This is a genomic window from Klebsiella sp. I138 (genome assembly GCF_051131765.1).
GTDB lineage: Bacteria > Pseudomonadota > Gammaproteobacteria > Enterobacterales > Enterobacteriaceae > Klebsiella.
This window is the reverse complement of sequence record NZ_CP180447.1, coordinates 1817977-1840904: the sequence shown is the minus strand read 5'-3', so window position 1 is coordinate 1840904 and position 22928 is coordinate 1817977. Positions and strand designations below refer to the sequence as shown.

The 22928-nt window shown below is 58.7% G+C and carries 20 protein-coding genes; 8 read left to right on the top strand and 12 right to left on the bottom strand.

The genetic code is table 11. The features are described from left to right. Positions 1-177: 177 nt before the first annotated feature. Positions 178-2031, bottom strand: coding sequence for a signal peptide peptidase SppA (sppA, locus tag ACMYSK_RS08560; protein ID WP_434641856.1), 1854 nt, complete (start codon positions 2029-2031; stop codon positions 178-180). A 165-nt stretch (positions 2032-2196) separates the two neighbouring features. Here sppA and ACMYSK_RS08555 point away from each other — a divergent pair, with 165 nt between their 5' ends. Continuing rightward, positions 2197-2748, top strand: coding sequence for an NAD(P)H nitroreductase (locus ACMYSK_RS08555; RefSeq protein ID WP_434641854.1), 552 nt, complete (start codon positions 2197-2199; stop codon positions 2746-2748). A gap of 49 nt (positions 2749-2797) precedes the next feature. Here ACMYSK_RS08555 and phoC read toward each other — a convergent pair whose 3' ends face one another. Further along, a complete protein-coding gene (gene phoC / locus ACMYSK_RS08550; RefSeq protein WP_434641851.1) occupies positions 2798-3544 on the bottom strand; it encodes an acid phosphatase PhoC in 747 nt (248 codons plus the stop codon). Positions 3545-3770: 226 nt separating this feature from the next. Here phoC and selD point away from each other — a divergent pair, with 226 nt between their 5' ends. Next, complete coding sequence (selD, locus tag ACMYSK_RS08545) at positions 3771-4814, top strand: selenide, water dikinase SelD (RefSeq protein ID WP_434641848.1); 1044 nt, start codon at positions 3771-3773, stop codon at positions 4812-4814. Positions 4815-4818: 4 nt separating this feature from the next. Further along, the gene (locus ACMYSK_RS08540; RefSeq protein WP_434641845.1) at positions 4819-6771 is read left to right on the top strand and encodes a DNA topoisomerase III; all 1953 of its coding nucleotides are present in this window, start codon (positions 4819-4821) and stop codon (positions 6769-6771) included. A gap of 233 nt (positions 6772-7004) precedes the next feature. Here ACMYSK_RS08540 and gdhA read toward each other — a convergent pair whose 3' ends face one another. Together gdhA and ACMYSK_RS08530 are read right to left on the bottom strand one after the other, a co-directional pair. Further along, on the bottom strand, positions 7005-8348 hold the full coding sequence (gene gdhA, locus ACMYSK_RS08535) for an NADP-specific glutamate dehydrogenase (RefSeq protein ID WP_434641842.1): 1344 nt from the start codon (positions 8346-8348) through the stop codon (positions 7005-7007). 270 nt (positions 8349-8618) lie between these two features. Next, the gene (locus ACMYSK_RS08530) at positions 8619-9029 is read right to left on the bottom strand and encodes a pyrimidine (deoxy)nucleoside triphosphate diphosphatase (RefSeq protein ID WP_434641839.1); all 411 of its coding nucleotides are present in this window, start codon (positions 9027-9029) and stop codon (positions 8619-8621) included. Between the two features lie 86 nt (positions 9030-9115). Between ACMYSK_RS08530 and ACMYSK_RS08525 the strand changes: the two genes are divergently transcribed. Then, positions 9116-9739, top strand: a complete 624-nt coding sequence (locus ACMYSK_RS08525; protein ID WP_434641836.1) for a CDP-alcohol phosphatidyltransferase family protein — start codon at positions 9116-9118, stop codon at positions 9737-9739. A 5-nt stretch (positions 9740-9744) separates the two neighbouring features. Here ACMYSK_RS08525 and ACMYSK_RS08520 read toward each other — a convergent pair whose 3' ends face one another. The 8 genes from ACMYSK_RS08520 to xthA form a co-directional block, all read right to left on the bottom strand. Continuing rightward, positions 9745-11052 carry a sulfurtransferase gene (locus ACMYSK_RS08520; protein WP_434641833.1) on the bottom strand — a complete coding sequence of 436 codons (1308 nt, stop codon included), beginning with the start codon at positions 11050-11052 and terminating at the stop codon, positions 9745-9747. Between the two features lie 87 nt (positions 11053-11139). Further along, positions 11140-11772 (bottom strand): ATP-binding cassette domain-containing protein, encoded by a 633-nt coding sequence (locus ACMYSK_RS08515; RefSeq protein WP_434641830.1) that lies wholly within the window; start codon positions 11770-11772, stop codon positions 11140-11142. Then, complete coding sequence (locus tag ACMYSK_RS08510) at positions 11772-13307, bottom strand: ABC transporter permease subunit (RefSeq protein ID WP_434641828.1); 1536 nt, start codon at positions 13305-13307, stop codon at positions 11772-11774. The genes ACMYSK_RS08515 and ACMYSK_RS08510 overlap by 1 nt, the downstream gene beginning before the upstream one ends. Next, complete coding sequence (locus tag ACMYSK_RS08505) at positions 13280-14449, bottom strand: ABC transporter substrate-binding protein (RefSeq protein WP_434641825.1); 1170 nt, start codon at positions 14447-14449, stop codon at positions 13280-13282. Before ACMYSK_RS08505 ends, ACMYSK_RS08510 begins: the two co-directional genes overlap by 28 nt. Positions 14450-14459: 10 nt before the next feature. After that, positions 14460-15026: a carboxymuconolactone decarboxylase family protein gene (locus ACMYSK_RS08500; RefSeq protein ID WP_434641823.1), complete on the bottom strand. Its 567-nt coding sequence runs from the start codon at positions 15024-15026 to the stop codon at positions 14460-14462. Further along, the gene (locus tag ACMYSK_RS08495) at positions 15026-15733 is read right to left on the bottom strand and encodes a TVP38/TMEM64 family protein (RefSeq protein WP_434641821.1); all 708 of its coding nucleotides are present in this window, start codon (positions 15731-15733) and stop codon (positions 15026-15028) included. Before ACMYSK_RS08495 ends, ACMYSK_RS08500 begins: the two co-directional genes overlap by 1 nt. Next, positions 15720-16382: a TVP38/TMEM64 family protein gene (locus ACMYSK_RS08490; RefSeq protein WP_434643986.1), complete on the bottom strand. Its 663-nt coding sequence runs from the start codon at positions 16380-16382 to the stop codon at positions 15720-15722. Before ACMYSK_RS08490 ends, ACMYSK_RS08495 begins: the two co-directional genes overlap by 14 nt. 227 nt (positions 16383-16609) lie before the next feature. Next, positions 16610-17416: an exodeoxyribonuclease III gene (gene xthA, locus ACMYSK_RS08485; protein ID WP_434641818.1), complete on the bottom strand. Its 807-nt coding sequence runs from the start codon at positions 17414-17416 to the stop codon at positions 16610-16612. Between the two features lie 446 nt (positions 17417-17862). On the opposite strand from xthA, the gene astC reads away from it, so the two are divergent. From astC to astB, 4 genes are read left to right on the top strand one after another with little or no spacing between them, the layout of a single operon-like run. Next, positions 17863-19083 carry a succinylornithine/acetylornithine transaminase gene (gene astC, locus ACMYSK_RS08480; RefSeq protein ID WP_434641815.1) on the top strand — a complete coding sequence of 407 codons (1221 nt, stop codon included), beginning with the start codon at positions 17863-17865 and terminating at the stop codon, positions 19081-19083. Next, positions 19080-20114 carry an arginine N-succinyltransferase gene (gene astA, locus ACMYSK_RS08475; protein ID WP_434641812.1) on the top strand — a complete coding sequence of 345 codons (1035 nt, stop codon included), beginning with the start codon at positions 19080-19082 and terminating at the stop codon, positions 20112-20114. The genes astC and astA overlap by 4 nt, the downstream gene beginning before the upstream one ends. Further along, on the top strand, positions 20111-21589 hold the full coding sequence (gene astD, locus ACMYSK_RS08470; protein ID WP_434641810.1) for a succinylglutamate-semialdehyde dehydrogenase: 1479 nt from the start codon (positions 20111-20113) through the stop codon (positions 21587-21589). The genes astA and astD overlap by 4 nt, the downstream gene beginning before the upstream one ends. Continuing rightward, positions 21586-22920 (top strand): N-succinylarginine dihydrolase, encoded by a 1335-nt coding sequence (gene astB / locus ACMYSK_RS08465; RefSeq protein ID WP_434641808.1) that lies wholly within the window; start codon positions 21586-21588, stop codon positions 22918-22920. Before astD ends, astB begins: the two co-directional genes overlap by 4 nt. The last annotated feature ends 8 nt before the right edge of the window (positions 22921-22928 follow it).

The following is a 22928-nucleotide window of genomic DNA, read 5'->3' as shown; positions in this document are numbered from 1 at the left end:
CTCGAATTATTTAGGGGATGCCCGTCATGCTTCAGGTTGCAGGTGCGTTGGCCGCGCGTGTTTACCCCGGTCACATAGCGGACGATGTTCCCGGGGATGCCTGTCATACTTCAGGGTGCAGGTGACCCCGACAACATGGTGAACAACGTTGTCGGGGTTATTGGCTAAGCGAGGAAACTAGCGGATATTGGCGCAGGTTAAGCAGAACGCGTAGCGGTTCTGCGGATCGTTGAACGCGGCGAGCTTATCGCTCTCGGCTTTCACGGCATTAGCCGCTGCGGCAACAGGGGCCGGCAGCCAGGCCTGAATTGCCGCCGGCAGCGATGCACGCACCGAACCGGTCAGGCTATCGAGCACCATCGAGAAGAACGTCGGTTCTTCCTGATAGTAGTTGATATGCCACTGCTTCAGCTTCGCCAGTTCTGCGGCTTTTGCCACCGCATCGTCAAAGTCGCCCAGGCTATCGACCAGCCCGTTGGCTTTCGCATCTTCTCCCGTCCAGACGTGGCCCTGGGCAATCTGGTCAATTTTCTCCGGCGTACTGTTACGCGCGTTGGCAACCAGGGTGATAAAGCGTTTGTAGCCGTTTTCGATGCTCAACTGCATCAACTGCTGCACTTCAGGCGGCAGCGATTTGGTGGTTGAAACATCGGCCAGCGCCGAGGTGGCGACACCGTCGGTGTGCACACCTATCGAATCCAGCGTATTTTCGACGGTGTTAATAACGCCAAAGATACCAATCGAACCGGTGAGGGTGCTTGGGTTGGCCACGATATAATTGGCCGGCGTGGAGATCCAGTAGCCGCCGGACGCTGCCATACCGCCCATCGAGACGACCACCGGCTTGCCGCTAGCCTTCGCCGCTGCCAGCTCTTCACGAATGACTTCTGAAGCGCTGACGCTGCCACCTGGGCTATTGACGCGCAGGACAATCGCTTTCACTTTGGGATCGAGACGGGCATCGCGGATCTGAGCGGCGGTTGTGTCTCCTCCGACATTACCCGGCGTTTCTTCACCGTCCATGATCGCACCGTTTGCGAAGATCACCGCAATGGCAGCCCCCTGGTCCGACGGCGTTTTAACGCTGTAATCGTAATAGCTAATCGCGCGATAGTTATTATCCGCTTTGCTCCAGCCGAACTGTTTCGTCAGTGCCTTCTCGACGTCAGTCGCAGTGCCCAGCTCATCAACCAGCTTGCTGTTCAGCGCGTATTGCGCCGTATCGCCGTCTACTTTACGCAGACCGTCAATCAGGCCCTGAGCGCCAGGGAACAGCTGCTGCGCGGTAATTTGTCGATTGGCGGCGATCGTATTGAGATAGTTCTGCCACAGCTCGCCAATCCAGCGGCTGTCAGCTTCACGGGCGGCAGGAGACATATCATCACGGATAAACGGCTCAACCGCCGATTTATAGGTGCCGACGCGAAAAACGTGCGTTGAGACTTTCAGCTTATCGAGCAGCGATTTGTAATACAGACCGTTGGTAGCAAAACCGTGCAGGTCGACTTCCCCCTGCGGCGAGAGCCAGATTTTATTGGCGAAGCTCGCCAGATAATACTGTCCCTGGCTGTAGCTGCTGCCCACGGCATACACCGGTTTGCCGCTATCACGGAATTCGCGCAGCGCCTTACCGATATACTGCATCGAAGGCTGGTCGCCTCCGGCAAAATTCTTCAGATCCAGCACGATACCGGTGATATTCCGGTCGTCTTTTGCCTGGCGAATGGTCTGCACAATATCAAACAGCGAGTTTTCCTGAAGACGATCGGAGCTGGCGCCAAAGAGCTGACGACCGATGACCCCGAGTTTGCTGCTGGCGGAGGGCTTATCGACCACCACGCCGGTAATATCCATCAACAACGCACCGCGCGCGGTATGTTCCGTTGTTGTGCTGCTGAACTGCGCCCAGATGCCGACACAAACCAGGACCAGCAACAGGAAAACCAGATTCAGTGCGAGCTGGCGAATAAAGTTGAGTACCCGCCATGTCCATTTAAAAAAGCCGGCGAGCAGCCGCCAAAGAGTTCGCATGTATTCTCCCTAACATTGTTAAAAATGGGCTAACCGCATGGGTTGCCGCGTCTGGTTATCCTAAAGAGACGGCTGACGGTTGTCAGCAGGAATCACCGGTCGTGCTGTAACAAAATTCTTGCTCATGTTAATTTTATGAAAAATAACATCACAGGAGTCAAACAGATGGATGCCCTCGATCTACTGGTTAACCGCCGCAGCGCTTCGCGCCTGGCAGACCCGGCACCGGCCGGTGAACAACTGGAAAACATTCTTCGGGCCGGGCTGCGCGCCCCGGATCACGGAACGCTGCAACCCTGGCGTTTCTTTATTATCGCTGATGAAGGCCGTGAGCGCTTCAGTCAACTGCTGGAGAAAGGGGCGATTGACGCCGGGCAGGATGAGAAAGGTATTGAAAAGGCCCGCAGCGCACCGTTTCGTGCACCGCTGATTATCACCGTCGTCGCACGCTGTGAAGATCACCCTAAGGTACCGAAGTGGGAGCAGGAAATGTCGGCGGGCTGTGCGGTTATGGCCATGCAGATGGCGGCGGTAGCCCAGGGCTTTAACGGTATCTGGCGCAGCGGCGCGTTGACCGAGAGCTCGGTCGTCCGCGATGGTTTTGCCTGTCGAGAGCAGGATAAAATTGTCGGTTTTCTCTACCTTGGCACGCCGCAGCTTAAAGCCTCAACGACCGTTTCACTGCCGGACACCGCGCCGTTCGTTATTCGCTTCTGATGAAAGCGTACTGGCCCGGCAGGTGAGCGCCGCCGGGCCGTTACTCAGACTATTTCTGCTGTTTCGCAAACTCGTCTTTGGCTTTTTGCAGCTGCTGCTGGAAGGCCGGATTGGTATGCAGCGTGGCGACCACCGCGGAGCCGACAATCCGCGCGGCGTCGACATCGCTCTGCCAGTGATAGCCGCAGATCACCCGACTTTCCCCGAGTTCATAGCCGCGCTTGAGAATCTCATTCTGACGCTGCGGGTTGACTTCTGCCAGCACCAGCGCGGTAGCCCAGCCGATTGACGTATGTCCGGAAGGGTAGGATCCGTTTTTCGACAGCTTATCCTGTTCGGTGGTGTTGCAGGTTGAGACGCCGTAGAAAGCAAATGGACGAATACGCATATACTTCTCTTTCGCGCCACGGGTAGCCAGATCGCCCGCGTCTTCAATCATGTTGGTGAGCAGCTTGTGGAGCGCCGGCGCATCTTTTTCGGTGATCGGGGAGCCGAATGCACCGGAGAAGGCGTTTGCCACGCCGCCAGCGCTTAGGTTGGCGTCTTCGGCGGCCAGTTTTCCACGCTCGGTGGCGCGCAGCAGGCGGCCTTTCTCATACATCGCCTGATCGTTTAAAAAGGCGATGCTGCCCACTTCCGGCGGCGGCGGGAGTAGTGCCAGGCTGTCGATGGCCTGAGCATTCTTCAGGTAGTAGAGATCGGGCTTGGTGGTGGCATCGTTACCGGCGGGAGCCAGGGCAAAAGCGCTAACGGAAAAGAGGCTGGCGAGGCAAAGGGCGAGAACACGCTTTTTCATCAATATATCCTTACTGTGTGAAATATCCGGGGTGACAGAACGCTGCTTTGTCATATTTCTGTCATCTTTTAGTAAAAGTTAAAACGGCGATGAAAAAAGGGTTGTTTATCGCAAAATCGAATATTTGTCTGCTTAATGAGCAACCATTCGCGATTTAAGACTGTCGTACTTACCACCTCGGCGTTTGGGCGCTACCATAGCGGGATTGCAATGACAGGAGATGTCCATGAGCGAGCAAGCTATTCGTTTAACGCAATACAGCCACGGAGCCGGTTGCGGGTGTAAAATTTCCCCTAAGGTGCTGGAAACGATTCTGAAGAGCGATCGGGCGAAGTTTATCGATCCGAACCTGCTGGTGGGAAATGAGACCAGTGATGATGCTGCGGTCTACGACCTTGGCAACGGGACGTCCATCATCAGCACCACCGACTTTTTTATGCCCATTGTCGACAGCCCGTTCGACTTTGGGCGTATCGCGGCAACCAACGCCATCAGCGACATTTTCGCGATGGGGGGAAAACCGATTATGGCGATTGCCATTCTTGGCTGGCCGATTAATACCCTTGCGCCGGAAATTGCCCGTGAAGTCGTGGATGGCGGGCGCTTTGCCTGTCAGCAGGCCGGTATCTCTCTGGCCGGTGGCCACTCTATTGACGCGCCGGAGCCGATTTTTGGCCTGGCGGTCACCGGCGTGGTGCCGACCGAACGGATCAAGAAAAACAGCACCGCCGAGGCGGGCTGCAAACTGTATCTCACCAAGCCGTTAGGCATTGGCGTGCTGACCACCGCTGAGAAAAAATCACTGCTCAAACCGGAACATCAGGGGCTGGCGACGGAAACGATGTGCCAGATGAACCTCGCCGGAGCGGCGTTTGCGACGATCGCCGGCGTGAAAGCGATGACCGACGTTACCGGGTTTGGCCTGCTGGGCCATCTCAGTGAAGTGTGTCGCGGTGCGGGAGTCCAGGCGCTGTTGAACTATGCGGATATCCCGAAACTGCCGGGTGTTGAAGACTATATCGCGGCGGGCGCTGTTCCCGGTGGCACCGGTCGCAACTTTGCCAGCTATGGCCATTTGATGGGCGACATGCCGGCGGCGTGGCGCGATCTGCTGTGCGATCCGCAAACCTCCGGCGGTCTGCTGCTGGCGGTGGCGCCGGAAGCCGAAGCGCAAGTCCAGGCCGCAGCGGCGGAGTTCAACATCCAGCTGGCCGCTATCGGTGAACTGGTGACCGCGCGTGGCGGGCGTCCCATGATCGAGATCCGTTGATTACATGCGGTTGTTTATTGCGGAAAAACCCAGCCTCGGCCGCGCCATTGCCGAGGTGCTCCCAAAGCCACATCGTAAAGGTGACGGCTATATTGAGTGCGGTAACGGGCAGGTGGTCACCTGGTGTATCGGCCATCTGCTGGAGCAGGCTCAGCCGGATGTCTATGACGGACGCTACGCGCGCTGGAACTTGCTCGATTTGCCCATCGTGCCGGAAAAGTGGCAGCTGCAGCCAAAACCGTCGGTGACTAAACAGCTCAACGTTATCAAGCGTCTGCTGGGCGACGCGCAGGAGGTGGTTCACGCCGGTGACCCGGACAGAGAGGGTCAGCTGCTGGTGGATGAAGTACTCGACTATTTGCAGCTGGCGCCGGAAAAGCGCCAGCAGGTTCAGCGCTGCCTGATAAACGATCTTAACCCACAGGCGGTGGAGCGGGCGATTTCTCGCCTGCGAGCCAACAGCGAGTTTATTCCGCTATGCGTGTCGGCCCTGGCCCGCGCGCGCGCCGACTGGCTCTACGGGATTAATATGACCCGCGCTTATACGCTGCTGGGTCGCAATGCCGGGTACCAGGGGTTACTGTCGGTCGGGCGGGTACAGACGCCTGTGCTGGGGCTGGTGGTACGGCGTGACGAAGAGATTGAGAACTTCGTGGCGAAAGATTTCTTTGATGTCAAAGCGCATATCGTGACGCCGAAGGATGAGCGCTTCGTCGCGACCTGGGTCCCGAGCGATGCCTGCGAGCCGTACCAGGACGAAGAGGGACGCCTGCTGCATCGCCCGCTGGCCGAACACGTGGTGGCGCGCATCGAAGGACAACCGGCGCGGGTAACCGCCTACAATGATAAGCGGGATTCGGAGCCGGCCCCGCTGCCGTTTTCGCTTTCGGCGTTGCAGATTGAGGCGGCGAAGCGGTTTGGTTTTAGCGCGCAAAACGTACTCGATATCTGCCAGAAACTGTATGAAACCCACAAACTGATTACCTATCCACGTTCGGATAGCCGCTATCTGCCGGAAGAACATTTTGCCGGGCGGCACACGGTCCTCAATGCCATTGGGGTTCATGCGGCGGATCTGCTCCCTCAGCCGGTGGTCAATCCGGAAATCCGTAACCGTTGCTGGGACGATAAAAAGGTCGATGCGCACCACGCTATCATCCCGACCGCTCGCAGCAGTCGGGTGAAGCTGTCGGATAACGAAGAGAAAGTCTACGGCCTGATTGCCCGCCAGTATCTGATGCAGTTCTGTCCGGATGCGGTATTTCGCAAGTGTCAGATCGATCTCGATATCGCCAACGGTAAATTTGTGGCCAAAGCGCGTTTCCTCGCGGAAGCCGGCTGGCGTACGCTGTTGGGTAACAAAGAGCGGGACGAAGAGAACGATGGTACTCCGCTGCCGGTGGTGGCAAAAGACGATGAGCTGCTGTGTGAAAAGGGTGAAGTGGTGGAACGGCAAACTCAGCCGCCGCGCTATTTTACCGATGCGACGCTGCTCTCGGCGATGACCGGGATTGCCCGCTTCGTGCAGGATAAAGATCTGAAAAAGATTCTGCGTGCGACCGACGGCCTCGGGACGGAAGCCACCCGTGCCGGAATTATCGAGCTGCTGTTTAAGCGGGGCTTTTTAGTCAAAAAGGGCCGCTATATTCACTCGTCTGATGCGGGGCGCGCGTTGATTCACTCTTTGCCTGAAATGGCTGCCAGGCCCGATATGACCGCCCACTGGGAGTCGGTGCTGACGCAAATTAGCGAGAAACAGTGCCGTTATCAGGACTTTATGCAGCCGCTGGTCGGCACGCTTTACCAGCTGATCGAGCAGGCGCGGAGCACGCCGGCGCGTCAGTTCCGTGGTATTACCGCTCCGGGCGGTGGCAAAAAGAGTTTCAGCAAAGGCAAGGCCAAAGCCAAACCGAAAGCGGGAAAGTCAGCGGCGGATCCCGCGGTGGACAATCCATAGTAAAAAAACGGGTTGTCCGGTGATGCCGATCGTTTAAGGGTCGGCTGACCGATCAGACAGCGGTGTAAGAATCGGTCATCTCACAGAGATTGCCGATTTTTATACGCCGCTTACCGGTATCACCCTGGTCCGCGATAAACCCAAAAAAAAAGCTGGCCACCTGAAGTGACCAGCATTATGGCTGTCCGGTTTATTATGCGTTGTTCTCAGGTCCTTTGCGGTGGACGGTGAGCTTAAATCACGCCCTGCGCCAGCATAGCATCAGCCACCTTAACGAAACCGGCGATATTCGCGCCGCGAACATAGTTGGTCTGCTGTGCTTCGCCGCCGTATTCAACACAGGCGTGGTGAATGTCGAGCATGATGTGATGCAGACGGGCGTCGACTTTCTCCGCTTTCCAGCTCATACGGGCCGCATTCTGCGCCATTTCGAGGCCAGAGGTGGCGACGCCGCCGGCGTTAGCCGCTTTGCCCGGCGCGAACAGGACGCCTGCTTCGAGGAACAGATCGGTGGCGGCGATGGTGGTTGGCATATTGGCGCCTTCGGCAACGGCCTTCACGCCGTTCGCGATCAGCAGGCGTGCCGCATCGGTATCCAGTTCGTTTTGCGTAGCGCAAGGCAGCGCAATATCAACCGGTACGGACCACGGCTGTTTGCCTTCGAGGTAGGTCAGGCCATACTCGCGGGCATAGTCGGCAACGCGACCATCGCGGCTGGCCTTGATTTCGCACAGCCGGGCCAGCTTTTCCGGGGTAAAGCCAGCTTCATCGACCACGGTACCGCTGGAGTCGGAGGCGGTGACGACACGGGCGCCCAGCTCCATCGCTTTTTCGATAGCGTACTGTGCCACGTTGCCGGAACCGGACACCGCAACCCGCATCCCTTCAAAGCCCAGACCGTGACGTTTGAGCATCGCGTCGGTGAAATAGACCAGGCCGTAGCCGGTTGCTTCAGGACGAATCAGGCTGCCGCCGAAGGAGAGGCCTTTACCGGTGAACACGCAGGCGCTGTTGTTGGAGAGCTTACGCATCATCCCGGCCATAAAGCCAACTTCACGACCGCCAACGCCAATATCGCCTGCCGGAACGTCGGTATCCGGGCCTAAGTGACGATACAGTTCGGTCATCAGCGCCTGGCAGAAGCGCATCACTTCACCATCGCTCTTACCTTTCGGATCGAAGTCGCTGCCGCCTTTCCCGCCGCCCATTGGCAGCGTGGTGAGGGCATTCTTGAAGGTCTGTTCAAAACCGAGGAACTTGAGAATCGACAGGTTAACCGACGGGTGGAAGCGCATACCGCCTTTATATGGCCCAATCGCGGAGTTGAACTGCACGCGCCAGGCACGGTTGACCTGAACCTGATTGCGGTCGTCGACCCAGACGACGCGGAACTGAATAGCACGCTCTGGTTCAACCAGACGTTCCAGCAAAGAGAGCTGGCGATAGCGCGGATTTTCCTCAAGGAATGGCCACAGTGTGGTCATCACCTCGCGGACGGCCTGAGCAAATTCGGTTTGATGCGGGTCGCGCTGTTGAACGCGGGTGAGAAAACTTTCCAGAGTGCACATCTGATCCATAGATATAATTTCCCCTTATGGTTGTGGTTGCATGCATACGCGTCATGTTTCAGACTGCCTCGCTGCCCGCTTCTGGAGCGCTTTTACGGCCGCCTCGACGCAATCTGAATGATTTTGTATCTCTTTTTTTATTATGCGGTCCTTGAAAAGACCGATTTTCCGACTATACCACCGGGAATCGTTAGGCAAGCAAGGAAAAATTATCCTGACAGGAAAATTTATAATCTGGCGTCGGTCATAACTAAAAACGATGACGCCAGCTGCGGGGGATTAGCGGGGAAGGTCCGTCGCCCATTGTGCAATAAACGCGTGCAGGAGTGGGATATCCGCAGGAGCAAGGTCAAAGGTCAGCGCTTCCTGTGGCGTGCACCAGCAGAGCTGGCGATGATAGTGGGCGGTAGGAAGGCCGCTAAAGCGTGCCACCCACCAGGCGTGCAGGTGAATAATGCGGCCGGAAACTTCCCGCTGATGGCTGGCGATATAGCGCTCAACCTGTGCCGTGATGCCAAGCTCCTCTTGCAGTTCGCGTATCAGCGCCTGCGGCTGGCTCTCACCGGGCTCTATCTTGCCACCGGCAAATTCCCATAAGCCGGGCTGATCGGCGTGGGACGGTCGCTGTGCCAGCAGAATTTTGCCATCCTGTTCAATAATGGCGGCTACAACATCAAGCGTTTTTTGCATCTGAATCATCGTTCCAGGCAGGATAATGGCCTATTATCACCGCCTTTGTCTGTGCCAGACAACCTTTAGCCCCTCGGAGATAAGTCGTGCTCGATAGTCATCTGCATCCTCGTCTGAAACCATTACTCAATGTCTGCGCCGCACGGCTGGACCGCATCGGCGTGTCTGCCGACGGCGTGACGCTGACAGGTTTTGCCATTGGCGTACTGGCGCTGCCGTTTCTTGGGCTGCGCTGGTATGGGGCAGCGCTGGCGGCGATTGTCCTGAACCGGCTTTTGGATGGATTAGACGGTGCGCTGGCGCGCCGCCGGGGGTTGACCGATGCGGGCGGGTTTCTCGATATTTCGCTCGATTTTCTGTTTTATGCACTGGTGCCGTTCGGCTTTATCATCGCCGATCCGGCGCACAACGCCGTGGCCGGAGGCTGGCTGCTGTTTGCTTTTATCGGCACCGGCAGCAGCTTTCTTGCCTTTGCCGCGCTGGCGGCAAAACACCAGATAGCGAATCCGGGCTATGCCCACAAATCGTTTTACTATCTGGGGGGACTGACTGAGGGGAGCGAAACTATCCTGCTGTTTGTGCTTTGCTGCCTGTTCCCGGCGCAGTTTGCCTGGTTTGCGTGGTTTTTCGGCGCACTCTGCTGGCTGACTACGGCGACCCGTATTTACAGCGGCTACCTGACGCTAAAGCAGGTTCAGCGTCAGGTATAGCGGAGCTATTGACTGCTCTGCGGGCCGCGTTCACCGGTCTGCACCGGGTTTTTCGGGTTGCTGCTCCATTCGTACCAGCCGCCGTCGTATACCGAGACATTTTTCCAGCCCATGGCTCGGGCATACATAAAGGTCTCGGAGGCACGCCAGCCGGTACCGCAGTAGAATGAAACCTGCTGGTCGGGTCGAATATTCCACTGCTGCCACATGGTGGTAATATCATCCGCGCTGCGCATGGTGCCGTCCGGATTGTGGAAGTCTTCCATATGGGTGGAGTCGCTTCCGGCGTGTCCCCAGCGGGCACCGGCAATCTCGCCTTTTGGCTTAATGTAGCTGTAGCCGCTGGTGGTGCCGACAAACTCAGGCCAGGAGCGGATGCTGACCAGCGAGGCATCCTGACGATGCAGCAGCGCGCGCGCCTGTTCTATGTTCAGCATCAGCTGTGGCTGGCCAGGAATCGGTGCGCCGAAGTCGGGCTCTGCTTTTTGCTCTGCCGGCATTCCGCGTTCTACCGGCAGCCCGGCATCGGACCAGGTTTTCCAGCCGCCGTCGAGCAGACGGACATCTTTCACGCCCGCGTACAGCAGAATCTGCGCTACGCGGGCAGCAGCGTAAACGTCGCGGCCGTAGAGAATGACCGTGGTGTCATGGCGAATACCTTGTTTCGCCAGCAGCGCTTTCAGCTGCGCATCAGAGACCTTGTTCCACAGCGGTTCGCTTTCCACCTCGTTGGTATCGATATATCCGGCGCCGGGAATATGATTCAGCAGATAAAATTTCGGCGCTCCCCACGCGGCTTCAATGACTTTCCACTTTCCGGCCGGCGCGGCGGTGACCGCTTTACCCTGCTGGAGATCGTGCAGCCACTGCGGGTAAACCAGCTGCTCAAAGTGCGGCAGTTTTTGCAGGCGGTCAGCCTGGCTTAGTGCATCGCTCAGGGTATTAATGCGGGTAAAACCGGCGGTCTTCAGGCGAGCGGCCACCTTGCCGTTGTCTTCATCACTTCCGTAGAGGGCGACAGGCGTGTCTGCTCGCAGCTGATGCTGTCTGGCCCATGCGCTAAGCTGTTCATCGTTCATGGCATTGAGCCAGCCGGCAGAGAGGTTTAACGCCTGGGGTTCATGACCCTGCGGGCCGTTAGCGTGTTGTGGCCAGCCGTTGTAGAACGCGCTCAGGCGCGTATCAATCGCGACACCGTGCTGCTGTTGTAACGTCGACAGCGTTAGCGTTGGCATGGTTTCAGCGGCGAAGGAGGTAGAAGCAGCAAGCCCGATCAGCAGGGCGAGTGCGGTCAATTGAGAAACACGTTTCATCGAAATGCCCGACAAGAGAAAATTGAGCGCACATTCTCCGCCGCACCCGCAGACAATTCTTTGCGATAACGCAGGTTAGCAAGGGTTTCATTGCCAGTTGCGCATATTCAGGCAACGACCGCGATCGGGGATATCGTGGCTGTCGTGGGTCACCAGCACTGCCGGAATGGCCAGACGCGCCAGCTCATCAAATACCCACCGACGAAAATCGGCGCGTAGTTCGGCATCGAGGCGGTTAAACGGCTCATCCAACAGCAGCGCCAGCGGGCGAGCCAGCAGCGCGCGCAGCAGACTGACGCGCGCCCGTTGCCCGCCGGAAAGCGTCGCCGGGTCGCGGGAAGCGAACCCTGCCAGCCCGGCGCGCTCCAGCGCCTGCTGCACCTGAATTTTTCGCTCCCCGCCGCGGATGTCTGCCGGCAGCGCCAGCTGCAGGTTTTGCCCGACGCTGAAATGGTCGAACAGCAGCGCATCCTGAAACAAAATGCCTATCCGTCGCCGCTCGGTCGGTTGTTGATCGCAGCGTTCGTCGTTCAGCCACAGCTCGCCGCTGGCGCTAAAAGGAGTTTCCAGCGCGCCAATCATCCAGGCAAACAGCGTGGATTTGCCGCTGCCGGATGGCCCCATTAGCGTCAGCACGTCTCCCGGTGAAACGGAAAATGCGACGTCGCGCAGCACAGGACGATGGTGCAACGTCAGGGTCAGGTTCTTCACGATGAGCACTAGCGTAATCCTCGTCGGTAGCGACCCGCCAGCCAGGCCAGCAGGGCGGTCAGCGTAAAAACAATCGCCGGCAGCAGCAGTTGCCATAATGCCTGGGCGGCGAGGGTTTGCGTATCACCGCCGCTGCTGAGCGCCACGGCTTCGCTGGTTAACGTCGGCGTTCGCCCGGCACCCAGCCACAGCGTGGGCAGGTACTGGGCAATGCTGACTGAAAACCCGACCGCCAGCGCCGTTAGCAGCGGACGCACCAACAGCGGCAGTTTCACCCGATAGACTCTCTGCCAACGCCCCCAGCCGAGGGTGCGCGCCACCAGCTCCAGGCGTCGGTCGCGGTGGCGCCACGCCGGGCGAAGAATAAACAACATCCATGGGACCACCCACAGCAGGTGGCCCCACAAGACGGTGATGAACTGACCATCCAGCCAGGCATACAGCGCCAGCTGATACTGCCCGTCGGCCAGCGGCAGCGCAGGCAGAACCAGCGGCAGCCAGACCCAGCCGTCGCCGCTGGAAGGGCCGCACTCCAGCCACAGCAGGCAGATAACCGCCCCGGCCAGACAGGCGAAAAGGGCCAGCCACAGGCTGTTCGCCAGGCTATCGCCTGCCGGGGAGGCGTTCTGCGCCAGAGCGGCCAGAAACAGTGCGCAAAGCAGACCGCTTAACGGCAGGCCAATAGCCAAAAGCCGCCCGGGTAGCGCACGCGGCTGCGGGCGACGAATACCTTGCAGGCCAGGAATCTGCCGCTGCCAGAGGCGCCATCCTCCCCAGGCACCGACCGCCAGTCCTCCCAGCATCAGCAGCAATAGCAGACTGGCGAGGGCGCCTTTCGCCTGCTGTATATCATCGCCCTGGTTTAACCATTGCCAGGCGAGTACGGCAAGAGTGGGTGGGTTTCCCGGGCCGATGACCAGCGCGACGTCCACCGACGACAGGCTCCACGCGGTAGTGGCTACCAGCACGATTGCGAGCGAGGGAATCAGCGTCGGCAGTATCAGCCAGTTCAGGCACTGCCAGCGGCCATACCCCTGACTTTTCAGGACGGTGGCCTGTTCTGCCAGCCGCTTTTCGCCCAGAAGGCCGTAGACCACCCACAGTAAAAAACCGCTCTCTTTGATGGCCATCGTTATCCCCAGACCGAGGCCGTAGCGATCGGCCAACGGGGAGCAAACGGGACAGAAACGATACAGCCAGCCACCTTCGGCGAACAGGAGCAGCGCCCCGGTGGCAAAGGCGACGTGCGGTACGGCCAACAGCAGCGGCAGGCGTCCTGCCAGCCGCCGCCAGCCGCGAGAGGGCCAGAGTGCAGCGACGATAGTCAGCGTGATAAGGAGTGCGCCGCCGACCGCGATTAGCGTTGAAATCAGGGTCGCCGTTAGCGCCTGCCAAAGCTGCGGGTCGGCGAACAGCGCCTGCCAGCAGGCGAGCCGGAGCGCAGGCGCTACCATCAGCGCGAAGGCGGGGAGGACGGGCAGATACACCAGCGCCATGATCCCCCAGACCAGCAGGATCAGTGTGTACCGTAACGGCGCAGCCATTCCTGCTCCAGCGCATCAACCCAGGCCGCGTGGGGTTCCGCCAGTACCGGTGGCCGGTTCTGCGGGATCAGCGCCTCTAGCGCCCGGCGTTGGTCGTCAGGCAAGCTCTGCGGATCTAACACGCTGGGATCCCCCCACACCGCCGGATCGGCTTTCCGCACCTGGGCTGCGGGTGAGAGCAGGAAGTTTGCGACTACTCTCGCGCCCGCAGACGCGCTCGCAGTCGCCGGAATGGTCACGAAGTGCACGTTACCGAGCATACCTTTATCAAAACCAAACCCGTAGCTGTCTTTCGGTAGCTCGCCGCTGGCTGCTTTTTGCAGGGCATGCAGCGGGTTAAAGGTCAGCGACAGTTGCAGGGTGCCGTTTGTCAGCATGGTATCCATGCGGGCCGGCGAGGCCGGGAAATCACGGCCTTCTCGCCACAGCAGAGGATGAAGCTGGTCGAGGTAGCGCCACAGCGGTGCGGTTACGGCGGCATATGACTGCGCGTCCGGGGGAACACGTAGCGCCTGCGGGCGATCGGTCAGGTCGATCAGCAACTGTTCGAGAAAGGCAGTGCCGGTAAAATCCGGCGGGCGGGGATAGGTGACCGCTCCACGATGCGCCTCGGCAAACGCCAGTAGGGCTTCCGGGCCGTCCGGTGGTGCCGGCGTCTGTGAGCGACGGGCGATAAAGGTGAGCTGTGCGCCGCCCCACGGGGACTCAGCGCCATCGGTCGGAAGGGAGAAATCTTCACGTACCGGCTGGCGGGTATCCACATAGCGCCAGTTCGGCAGCGTTTCCGCCCACCCGGTTTGCAGCAGATTAGCGGTTTTCAGGGTGCGGAAGTTTTCGCCGTTGATCCACAGCAGGTCGACAGAGCCGTTGCGCTTGCGCCCGGCACGGGCCTCAGTTTGCAGACGCTTGACCGTATCGGCTGCATCGGCGATGTGGACGATGCGCAGGTCTACGGCGTAGTCGCGTTTGACCTCACCGCTGACCCAGTCGAGATAGCGATTCACCGCCGGGTCGCCGCCCCAGGCGTTAAACCATACCGTCTGCCCGCGGGCCTGCTGAGTTATCTGTTGCCAGCTATCGTCAGCGTGAGCGGCTATCGGCGCGAACAGCAGCGTCGCGAGCCAGATTAAACAGTAGCGCATGATCTGCTCCTTATGATTTCGCGTTTTCTGATGAGGCTACCGGGGGGATCTGGCACAAACCCTGCGCCGGGATCGCCATGGCGGAGTTAAACCGGGCCGACAGGTTTTGTAAGCCGATCAGCGCCGTTAGTTCGGTCAGGGCCTGGGCATCAAAGCGCTCGGCCAGCTTGCCCCGCAGCGCATCGTCGACGGTGGGCGGCGTAAGGCTGATGGCTTCGGCGTATTCCAGCGCCAGACGTTCATTCTCGGTAAACAGCGGGCTCTGGCGCCAGCCGGCGACGGCGAGCAATTTATCGTTGCTGCCGGTGCGCTCAGCCAGCTTCATGCTGGTGATATCGATACAGAATTCGCACAGACACAGTTGGGCAACGCGGGCGCTGACCAGCGAACGCAGCACCGGATCGAGCGGCGAGCGCCTGCGCTCAAGGTAACCGACAAACATCGACACCAGATAAAAAACAAACGGGATGCGCCCCCACCAGCGGATTGGGCTAAGCACCTCGCCGTAGTGGCGTCGGTGTAGCCAGGCCTGTGGGCGTAAGATTAAGGGGATGGTGTGCAGCGGCGGCAACCTCATCAAGACTTCCTTTTATAACGTTCGAGATAACAGGCTTTAGCAATAAAGATAATCAGCACCAGCGCAAACAGAATAGATAATGCGGTGATAAACCAGAATGTCCCACCGGTTAACCGACTGCCCACCCAGGAGTAAACGACGGTCGCGGGCAGTTGGCCCACGCCGGTGGCAAACATAAACTGGCGAAAGCGAATCGACGTCAGACCCGCAGCATAGCTGATGGGATCGAAAGGGACGAACGGCAGCAGTCGACAGATCAACACCGTCTGTTTGCCGTAACGATCAAAGAAGGCGTCCATACTGCGCAAGACGGTTTTTCCGGTTAGCTTTTCAACCACTTCGCGGCCCAGTACTCTGGCGATAAAAAAACACAGGGCGGCGCCTGCCATGGCGCTGACCCAGGAAAGTGCGCCGCCCCAGAGTGCGCCAAACAACGACGCGTTAGCGAAGGTGATCAGAAAAGCAGGAAGCGGTGCCACGATGGCCTGAAGGATCATTAAGGCGAAGGAAACCAGCGCCGCCTGCGGCCCGTAGGCGGCAATAAAGCGCTCAATGGCGTGCTGATCTAAGGCGGAAAAAGCCGCCAGGCTGTGCTGAATAAACGCGTTCACGCCGGGGACTCGCCACCAGGCGATAAGTGCAATTGCGACGGTGAGGATTATCGCCACCCGGCAGTACCAGATGAGGCGCGCGCTATTTTTCTTCATGGCTGACCTGCATCTTGTCGGGATCGATCTGCCGATGTCGGGCAAAGATTTTTGCGCCCTGGATAACGGCAAACAAAACGCAGCCGGCCAGACTCAGTTTGAGCATAAACCCGAGGGTTATGCCATCCCGGGCAAGTTCGCTGGCCATCAGCGTATAGATAAACAGCCCCGGCAGGGTCGTCAGAGCGGAAATCAGCGTAAATGACCAGAACGGAATAGCCGTCAGGCCGTAGGCATAGTTTTGGATGTTGTAGGGAAACAGGGGCACCAGGCGCGTAAAAATTAAGAAATCAGTGCCGCTGCGGGCGATACCCCGTTCAATGGCCTGAAAGATCGCGGTATGTCCGGCATACCTGAGCAGCAGATCTCTGCCCAGCCAGCGGGCCAGCAGGAAAGAGAGCGACGAGGCCACCGTGGCCGCTCCTAGCGACAGCAGCGTGCCCCATAGCGGGCCAAAAACAACGCCGCCGACCATGACCAGGATACTCCCGGGAATCAGACACAGGGCCGCCACGATAAACAAGGCAACGTAGAGCGTATAGCCGAGAGGGCCGCTGTGCTGGATAAGCGCCTGGAGATGACGGAAGTGGGTGACCAGATCGGCAAAACCGGAGAATGAGATAAGCGCGACGACGGCGCAAAGCAGGATAAGAATCAGCAGCAGCCGAAGTTCTGCTTTATGACGGCTTCTTTTGCATGGGGGATCTCCTGTTTAACCCGCGTTCCGTGAATCTCCACCCCGGAAGCCAGGGCGTGCGCGACAGTATAATAAATGGTGAACTGCAACAATGGCATACCGCGGATTTATTGATTTTGCTCAGGATTTGCGGACTCTCCACAGCCACGAAGGCCGGGAGAGTCAACGGAGAACAGGCGTTATGGCTTAAAGGTGGCCCAGACCGGCGCATGGTCGGACGGTTTTTCCATGCTACGAATCTCGTAATCAATACCGGTTTCCACGCAGCGCTGCGCCAGCGGGGCGCTTGCCAGCAGCAGGTCGATACGCAGCCCGCGGTTATCGTCAAAGCCTTTAGAACGATAGTCGAACCATGAGAAGCGGTCCTGGCTATCCGGGTTAGCATGGCGCCAGGTGTCGACCAGACCCCAGCCCAGCAGACGCGCCATCCACTCACGCTCTTCCGGCAGGAATGAACACTTACCGGTGCGGAGCCAGCGCTTGCGGTTCTCTTCGCCAATCCCGATATCCAGGTCGGTTGGGCTGATGTTCATATCGCCCATAATCAGCACCGGATTGTCTTTGTTCAGCTCGGTGTCGAGATAGTTTTGCAGGTTCTGGTAGAACGCTGCTTTTGCCGGGAACTTGGTTTCGTGGTCGCGGCTTTCTCCCTGCGGGAAGTAGCCGTTGATGACCGTCACGTTACCGAACGCGGACGGAATTTCCGCCATGATGATGCGGCGCTGGGCCTCTTCGCCATCATTGGGGAAACCGCGACGCACGGAAACCGGCGTCTCTTTGGTCAACAGCGCCACGCCGTAGTGACCTTTTTGTCCGTGATAAAACACGTTGTACCCGAGCTTTGCGACCTCTTCGAGCGGGAACATGTCGTCGTGTACTTTGGTTTCCTGTAAGCCAATCACGTCGGGCTGATGTTTATCGACGATGGCGGCCAGCTGGTGGGGACGGGCACGCAGGCCGTTGATATTAAAAGAGACAAATTTCATAGTCGCTGCCACTGTGCAAGGTGAATAGTGCAGGGATGGTAGCAGAAATTCACCGGGCTGGCTGCCGGAAGGCATTTTATTGTGCCTGTTGTTCTGATTGGCGGCGCTTTCGTCCACATCGTGCACCCTTTCTGCGCAAGCTGCGCCAAAAAAGAGCGGATATCTACGATAAATTTCGTAGAGGATCACAAATACAGAATTATATCTTACCAATGCATAACTCTTCTGTTTTATTCACTGCCATGGCCGCCATATCGGATATTTATTCACTATTTATGCATTTTGTTTGCATAAGGTATGTTTGCAACTCATTGATATTCCTTAGTTGACCTCGAATTATGCATTTTCCCCTCTGGCTGGCACGAAGTGTGCAATCTACATTTACAGCGTAATAACTCATAATTTTTAACATTATTAATACTTTTTATTTACCGGAAGAGGTCGATATGTCTCAGTCAATTACGCGTAGCAATTTTGATCAATGGATGATGCCGGTCTATGCGCCGGCGGCTTTTATTCCGGTACGCGGGGAAGGTTCACGCCTGTGGGATCAGCAGGGAAAAGAGTATATCGATTTTGCCGGCGGTATTGCGGTGAATGCGCTGGGGCACGCCCATCCTCAACTGATTCGTGCGCTGACGGAACAAGCTGGAAAATTTTGGCACACCGGTAACGGATACACTAACGAGCCGGCACTGCGGCTGGCGAAACAGCTCATCGACGCAACTTTTGCCGACCGCGTTTTCTTCTGTAACTCAGGTGCAGAGGCCAACGAGGCGGCGCTCAAGCTGGCGCGCAAGTACGCTCACGACCGTTTCGGCAGCCATAAAAGCGGCATTGTTGCGTTCAAAAATGCCTTTCATGGCCGCACTTTGTTTACCGTTTCTGCAGGCGGTCAGCCGGCCTATTCCCAGGATTTTGCGCCGCTGCCGCCGCAGATTCAGCACGCTGTCTACAACGATCTCGAATCGGCCAGGGCGCTTATTAACGAGCATACCTGCGCGGTAATTGTCGAGCCAATGCAGGGCGAAGGGGGCGTGGTGCCCGCCGATCCGGCTTTCCTGCGCGGTCTGCGCGAACTGTGCGACGCGCATCATGCTTTGCTGATTTTTGATGAAGTCCAGACCGGGGTGGGCCGCACCGGCGAACTGTATGCCTATATGCACTATGGCGTCACGCCGGATGTGCTGTCGACGGCAAAAGCGCTGGGGGGCGGTTTCCCGATTGGCGCGCTGCTGGCAACCGAAGCCTGTGCCAGTGTCATGACGGTCGGAACGCACGGCACCACCTACGGCGGCAACCCGTTGGCCAGCGCGGTGGCTGGCGAAGTGCTGTCTATCGTCAATACGCCGGCGGTATTAAATGGCGTGAAGCAGCGCCACCAGTGGTTTAACGAACGACTGAGCGCGATTAACGCCCGCTACGGCCTGTTCAAGGAGATCCGTGGTCTGGGATTACTGATCGGCTGTGAGCTGAATGATGCCTGGGCCGGAAAGGCGAAGGCCATCAGCACGCAGGCCGCAGAAGAGGGGCTGATGATTCTGATTGCCGGCGCAAACGTGGTGCGTTTTGCTCCGGCGCTGATTGTGAGCGAGGAAGAGGTGAACACCGGGCTGGATCGCTTTGAGCTGGCCTGCCGTCACTTCCTCGCGGGAGCGTCATCATGATGGTGATTCGTCCTGTAGTCGCCGAAGACCTGGCCGGTCTGATGACCCTGGCCGGGGAAACCGGCGGTGGCCTGACATCGCTGCCTGCTGATGAACAGACGCTGGCGGCGCGGATTGAACGTTCACAGAAGACCTGGCGCGGGGAACTACCAAAAAGTGAGCAGGGGTATGTTTTTGTTCTTGAAGAGACGAGCAGCGGCGCGGTTGTGGGGATTTGCGCTATTGAAGTGGCGGTGGGGCTGAACGATCCCTGGTACAACTATCGCGTAGGCACGCAGGTTCATGCTTCAAAAGAGCTGAACGTCTACAACGCTCTGCCGACGCTGTTTCTCAGCAACGATCATACCGGCAGCAGCGAGCTGTGCACGCTGTTTCTTGACCCTGCCTGGCGTAAAGAGGGCAATGGTTATCTGTTGTCGAAATCGCGCTTCATGTTTATGGCCGCTTTCCGCGAGTACTTTAATGAAAAAGTGGTGGCGGAGATGCGCGGCGTTATTGACGAGCATGGCTACTCGCCGTTCTGGGAAAGCCTCGGCAAACGCTTTTTTGCGATGGAGTTCTCACGTGCCGACTACCTGTGCGGGACCGGGCAAAAAGCGTTTATTGCCGCCTTGATGCCGAAACACCCGTTGTATATCGATTTTTTATCCGATGAGGCGCGAGCGGTGATCGGTGAAGTGCACCCGCAAACGGCTCCGGCGCGCGCGGTGCTGGAGAAAGAAGGGTTCCGCTATCGTAACTATATCGATATTTTCGACGGCGGGCCGACGCTGGAGTGCGACATTGACCGGGTGCGGGCGATTCGCAAAAGCCGGCTGGTGACCGTGGCGGAGGGGCTGCCCGCGCCGGGGGACTGGCCGGTTTGTCTGGTCGCCAATGAACAGTATCAGCAGTTTCGTGCCCTGCTGGTGCACGCCGATCCGCAAACCGAACGTCTGCTGCTCAGCGCGCGCGAACTGGATGCCCTGAAGTGCCATGTCGGTGACCGGGTGAGAGTGGTTCGCCTGATTCCGGAGGAGAAAAAATCATGAGTTTATGGATTAACGGCGACTGGCAGGCCGGGCACGGTCCGGCGCGCACAAAAACCAACCCGGTAAGCCAGGCGCTGCTATGGCAGGGCAACGATGCCGATGCCGGACAGGTGGCGATGGCGGTCAGCGCCGCGCGGCGAGCCTTCCCGACGTGGGCCAGACAGCCATTCAGCGTACGTCAGGCAATCGTGGAAAAATTTGCCGCTCTGCTGGAGGCGCATAAAACCGAGCTAACCGCCGTTATTGCCGCAGAAACCGGTAAGCCACAGTGGGAAGCCGCGACGGAAATTGGCGCGATGATCAACAAAGTCGCCATTTCACTCAAGGCTTACCACAGCCGCACCGGTGAAGCGCAGACGGCTATGGGTGACGGCGCGGCGACGCTGCGCCACCGGCCACATGGCGTGCTGGCGGTGTTTGGCCCATACAATTTTCCCGGACATTTGCCCAACGGTCATATTGTGCCGGCCCTGCTGGCGGGGAATACGCTGGTGTTTAAGCCCAGTGAACTGACGCCGCACAGCGGTGAGGCGGTGGTGAAACTGTGGGCCGAAGCGGGGCTGCCGCCGGGGGTTCTGAACTTGCTGCAGGGCGGGCGAGAAACCGGCGAGAGGCTGAGCGCCCAGCCGGATATTGACGGCCTGCTGTTTACCGGGAGTTCGGCGACCGGTTTTCAACTGCATCGCCAGCTCGCCGGACAGCCGGAAAAAATTCTGGCGCTTGAAATGGGTGGCAATAATCCGCTGATTGTCGACGATCCGCAGGATATTGATGCGGCCGTACATCTGACTATCCAGTCGGCCTTCATTACGGCCGGACAACGCTGTACCTGCGCTCGTCGCCTGCTGGTCAAGCGCGGTGAAATCGGCGACGCGTTCCTTGCCCGCCTTGTGACGGTGTCACAAACCTTGATCCCAGGTGCCTGGGATGCTTCTCCGCAGCCGTTCCTCGGTGGGCTTATTTCGGCCCAGGCGGCGCAAAAGGTCCACCAGGCCTGGCTTGGGCACGTCGCCAACGGTGGAACAACGCTGCTGGAGCCCCGGCTGCTGCGGGACGGAACTTCGCTGTTGACCCCGGGAATTATCGAGCTGACTTCGGTGGCTGAAGTGGCCGATGAAGAAGTTTTTGGCCCACTGCTTGGCGTCTGGCGCTATGACGATTTTGATGAGGCCATTGCCCTGGCGAATGCCACCCGGTTTGGACTTTCTTGTGGATTGATATCCCCCGAACGTGAGAAATTTGACCGTCTGCTGCTGGAGGCGCGGGCCGGGATCGTCAACTGGAACAAACCGCTGACCGGTGCCGCCAGCACGGCACCGTTCGGCGGCGTGGGGGCATCCGGTAACCACCGCCCGGGCGCGTGGTATGCGGCCGATTATTGTGCGTGGCCGATGGCCAGCCTCGAAGCGCCGGAATTGACGCTGCCGGAAAGCCTCAATCCCGGCCTCGATGCGCTGCGGGGGGCCGGGCGATGAAAGCCTTTGAGGTTAACTTTGACGGGCTTCCCGGCCTGACTCACCACTACGCCGGGCTTTCCTTTGGTAATGAGGCGTCGACCCGGCATCGCTATCGGGTATCCAGTCCGCTGCTGGCGGCGAAGCAGGGGCTGAAAAAAATGAAGGCGCTGGCGGACGCTGGCTATCCCCAGGCAGTCATTCCGCCCCAGGAGCGACCCAACGTCCCCCTGCTGCGCCAGCTGGGGTTCAGCGGCAGCGACCCGCAGGTTATCGAGAAGGCGGCCCGGCAGGCGCCAGATCTGCTATCGGCGGTCAGTTCGGCGTCGTCGATGTGGGTGGCCAACGCGGCGACGGTATCGCCCTCAGCCGATTCTCTGGATGGCCGGGTTCACCTGACGGTGGCCAACCTTAACGATAAATTCCATCGCGCCAGCGAAGCACCAACGACTGAAGCGCTGCTGCGCGCGATCTTCCCTGATGAGCAGCGCTTTGCCATCCATCCGGCTCTGCCGCAGGTAGCGATGTTTGGCGATGAAGGGGCGGCGAACCATAACCGCCTCGGCGGCGAGTATGGCGCGCCGGGAGTGCAGCTCTTTGTCTACGGTCGCCAGCAGGGCGGCGAAGGCGGGGCCCCGCAGCGCTACCCGGCGCGGCAGACGCTGGAGGCCAGCCAGGCCGTGGCTCGCCTGAATCAGGTTAACCCGCGCCAGGTCGTTTTTGCCCGACAGAACCCGGCGGTGATTGATCAAGGGGTGTTTCATAACGATGTGATTGCGGTGAGTAATCGGCAGGTGCTGTTTTGCCATGAGCAGGCGTTCGCCGATCAATCTCAGCTGATGCACCAGCTTGCCGGGCTGGTCGAAGGGTTTACGCCCGTTATTGTACCGGCCCACGCGGTAACGGTAGAAGAGGCGGTGGCCACCTATCTGTTTAACAGCCAGCTACTGAGCAAAGCCGGGGGGGCGATGCGGCTGATCCTTCCCCAGGAGGCGCAGGAGCATCCTCGCGTCTGGCGCTATCTGAATACGTTGCTGGCAGCAGATAACCCAATTGATGAACTGCAGGTTTACGATCTGCGTGAAAGTATGGCGAACGGCGGTGGCCCGGCCTGCCTGCGCCTGAGAGTGGTGCTGACAGAAGATGAACTGCAGGCCGTTAATCCGGCGGTGTTAATGAATGAGACGCTGTTTGTGACCCTGAATGACTGGGTCGAACGCTACTATCGCGATCGTCTCACCCAGGCGGATCTGGCAGACCCGCAGCTGCTGAATGAAGGGCGAGAGGCGCTCGATAGGCTGACGCAAATTCTGCAGCTGGGTTCCGTCTACCCGTTCCAGCAGTCGCTGTGACTCAGTTT

Bases quoted from the DNA above. Each gene is read 5' to 3' on its own strand.
- astD (WP_434641810.1), top strand. From the start codon at position 20,111: ATGAGTTTATGGATTAACGGCGACTGGCAGGCCGGGCACGGTCCGGCG.
- gdhA (WP_434641842.1), bottom strand. From the start codon at position 8,348: ATGGATCAGATGTGCACTCTGGAAAGTTTTCTCACCCGCGTTCAACAG.
- phoC (WP_434641851.1), bottom strand. From the start codon at position 3,544: ATGAAAAAGCGTGTTCTCGCCCTTTGCCTCGCCAGCCTCTTTTCCGTT.
- astA (WP_434641812.1), top strand. From the start codon at position 19,080: ATGATGGTGATTCGTCCTGTAGTCGCCGAAGACCTGGCCGGTCTGATG.
- ACMYSK_RS08500 (WP_434641823.1), bottom strand. From the start codon at position 15,026: ATGAGGTTGCCGCCGCTGCACACCATCCCCTTAATCTTACGCCCACAG.
- xthA (WP_434641818.1), bottom strand. From the start codon at position 17,416: ATGAAATTTGTCTCTTTTAATATCAACGGCCTGCGTGCCCGTCCCCAC.
- sppA (WP_434641856.1), bottom strand. From the start codon at position 2,031: ATGCGAACTCTTTGGCGGCTGCTCGCCGGCTTTTTTAAATGGACATGG.
- astB (WP_434641808.1), top strand. From the start codon at position 21,586: ATGAAAGCCTTTGAGGTTAACTTTGACGGGCTTCCCGGCCTGACTCAC.
- ACMYSK_RS08530 (WP_434641839.1), bottom strand. From the start codon at position 9,029: ATGCAAAAAACGCTTGATGTTGTAGCCGCCATTATTGAACAGGATGGC.
- astC (WP_434641815.1), top strand. From the start codon at position 17,863: ATGTCTCAGTCAATTACGCGTAGCAATTTTGATCAATGGATGATGCCG.
- ACMYSK_RS08540 (WP_434641845.1), top strand. From the start codon at position 4,819: ATGCGGTTGTTTATTGCGGAAAAACCCAGCCTCGGCCGCGCCATTGCC.
- ACMYSK_RS08555 (WP_434641854.1), top strand. From the start codon at position 2,197: ATGGATGCCCTCGATCTACTGGTTAACCGCCGCAGCGCTTCGCGCCTG.
- selD (WP_434641848.1), top strand. From the start codon at position 3,771: ATGAGCGAGCAAGCTATTCGTTTAACGCAATACAGCCACGGAGCCGGT.
- ACMYSK_RS08505 (WP_434641825.1), bottom strand. From the start codon at position 14,449: ATGCGCTACTGTTTAATCTGGCTCGCGACGCTGCTGTTCGCGCCGATA.
- ACMYSK_RS08495 (WP_434641821.1), bottom strand. From the start codon at position 15,733: ATGAAGAAAAATAGCGCGCGCCTCATCTGGTACTGCCGGGTGGCGATA.
- ACMYSK_RS08520 (WP_434641833.1), bottom strand. From the start codon at position 11,052: ATGAAACGTGTTTCTCAATTGACCGCACTCGCCCTGCTGATCGGGCTT.
- ACMYSK_RS08510 (WP_434641828.1), bottom strand. From the start codon at position 13,307: ATGGCTGCGCCGTTACGGTACACACTGATCCTGCTGGTCTGGGGGATC.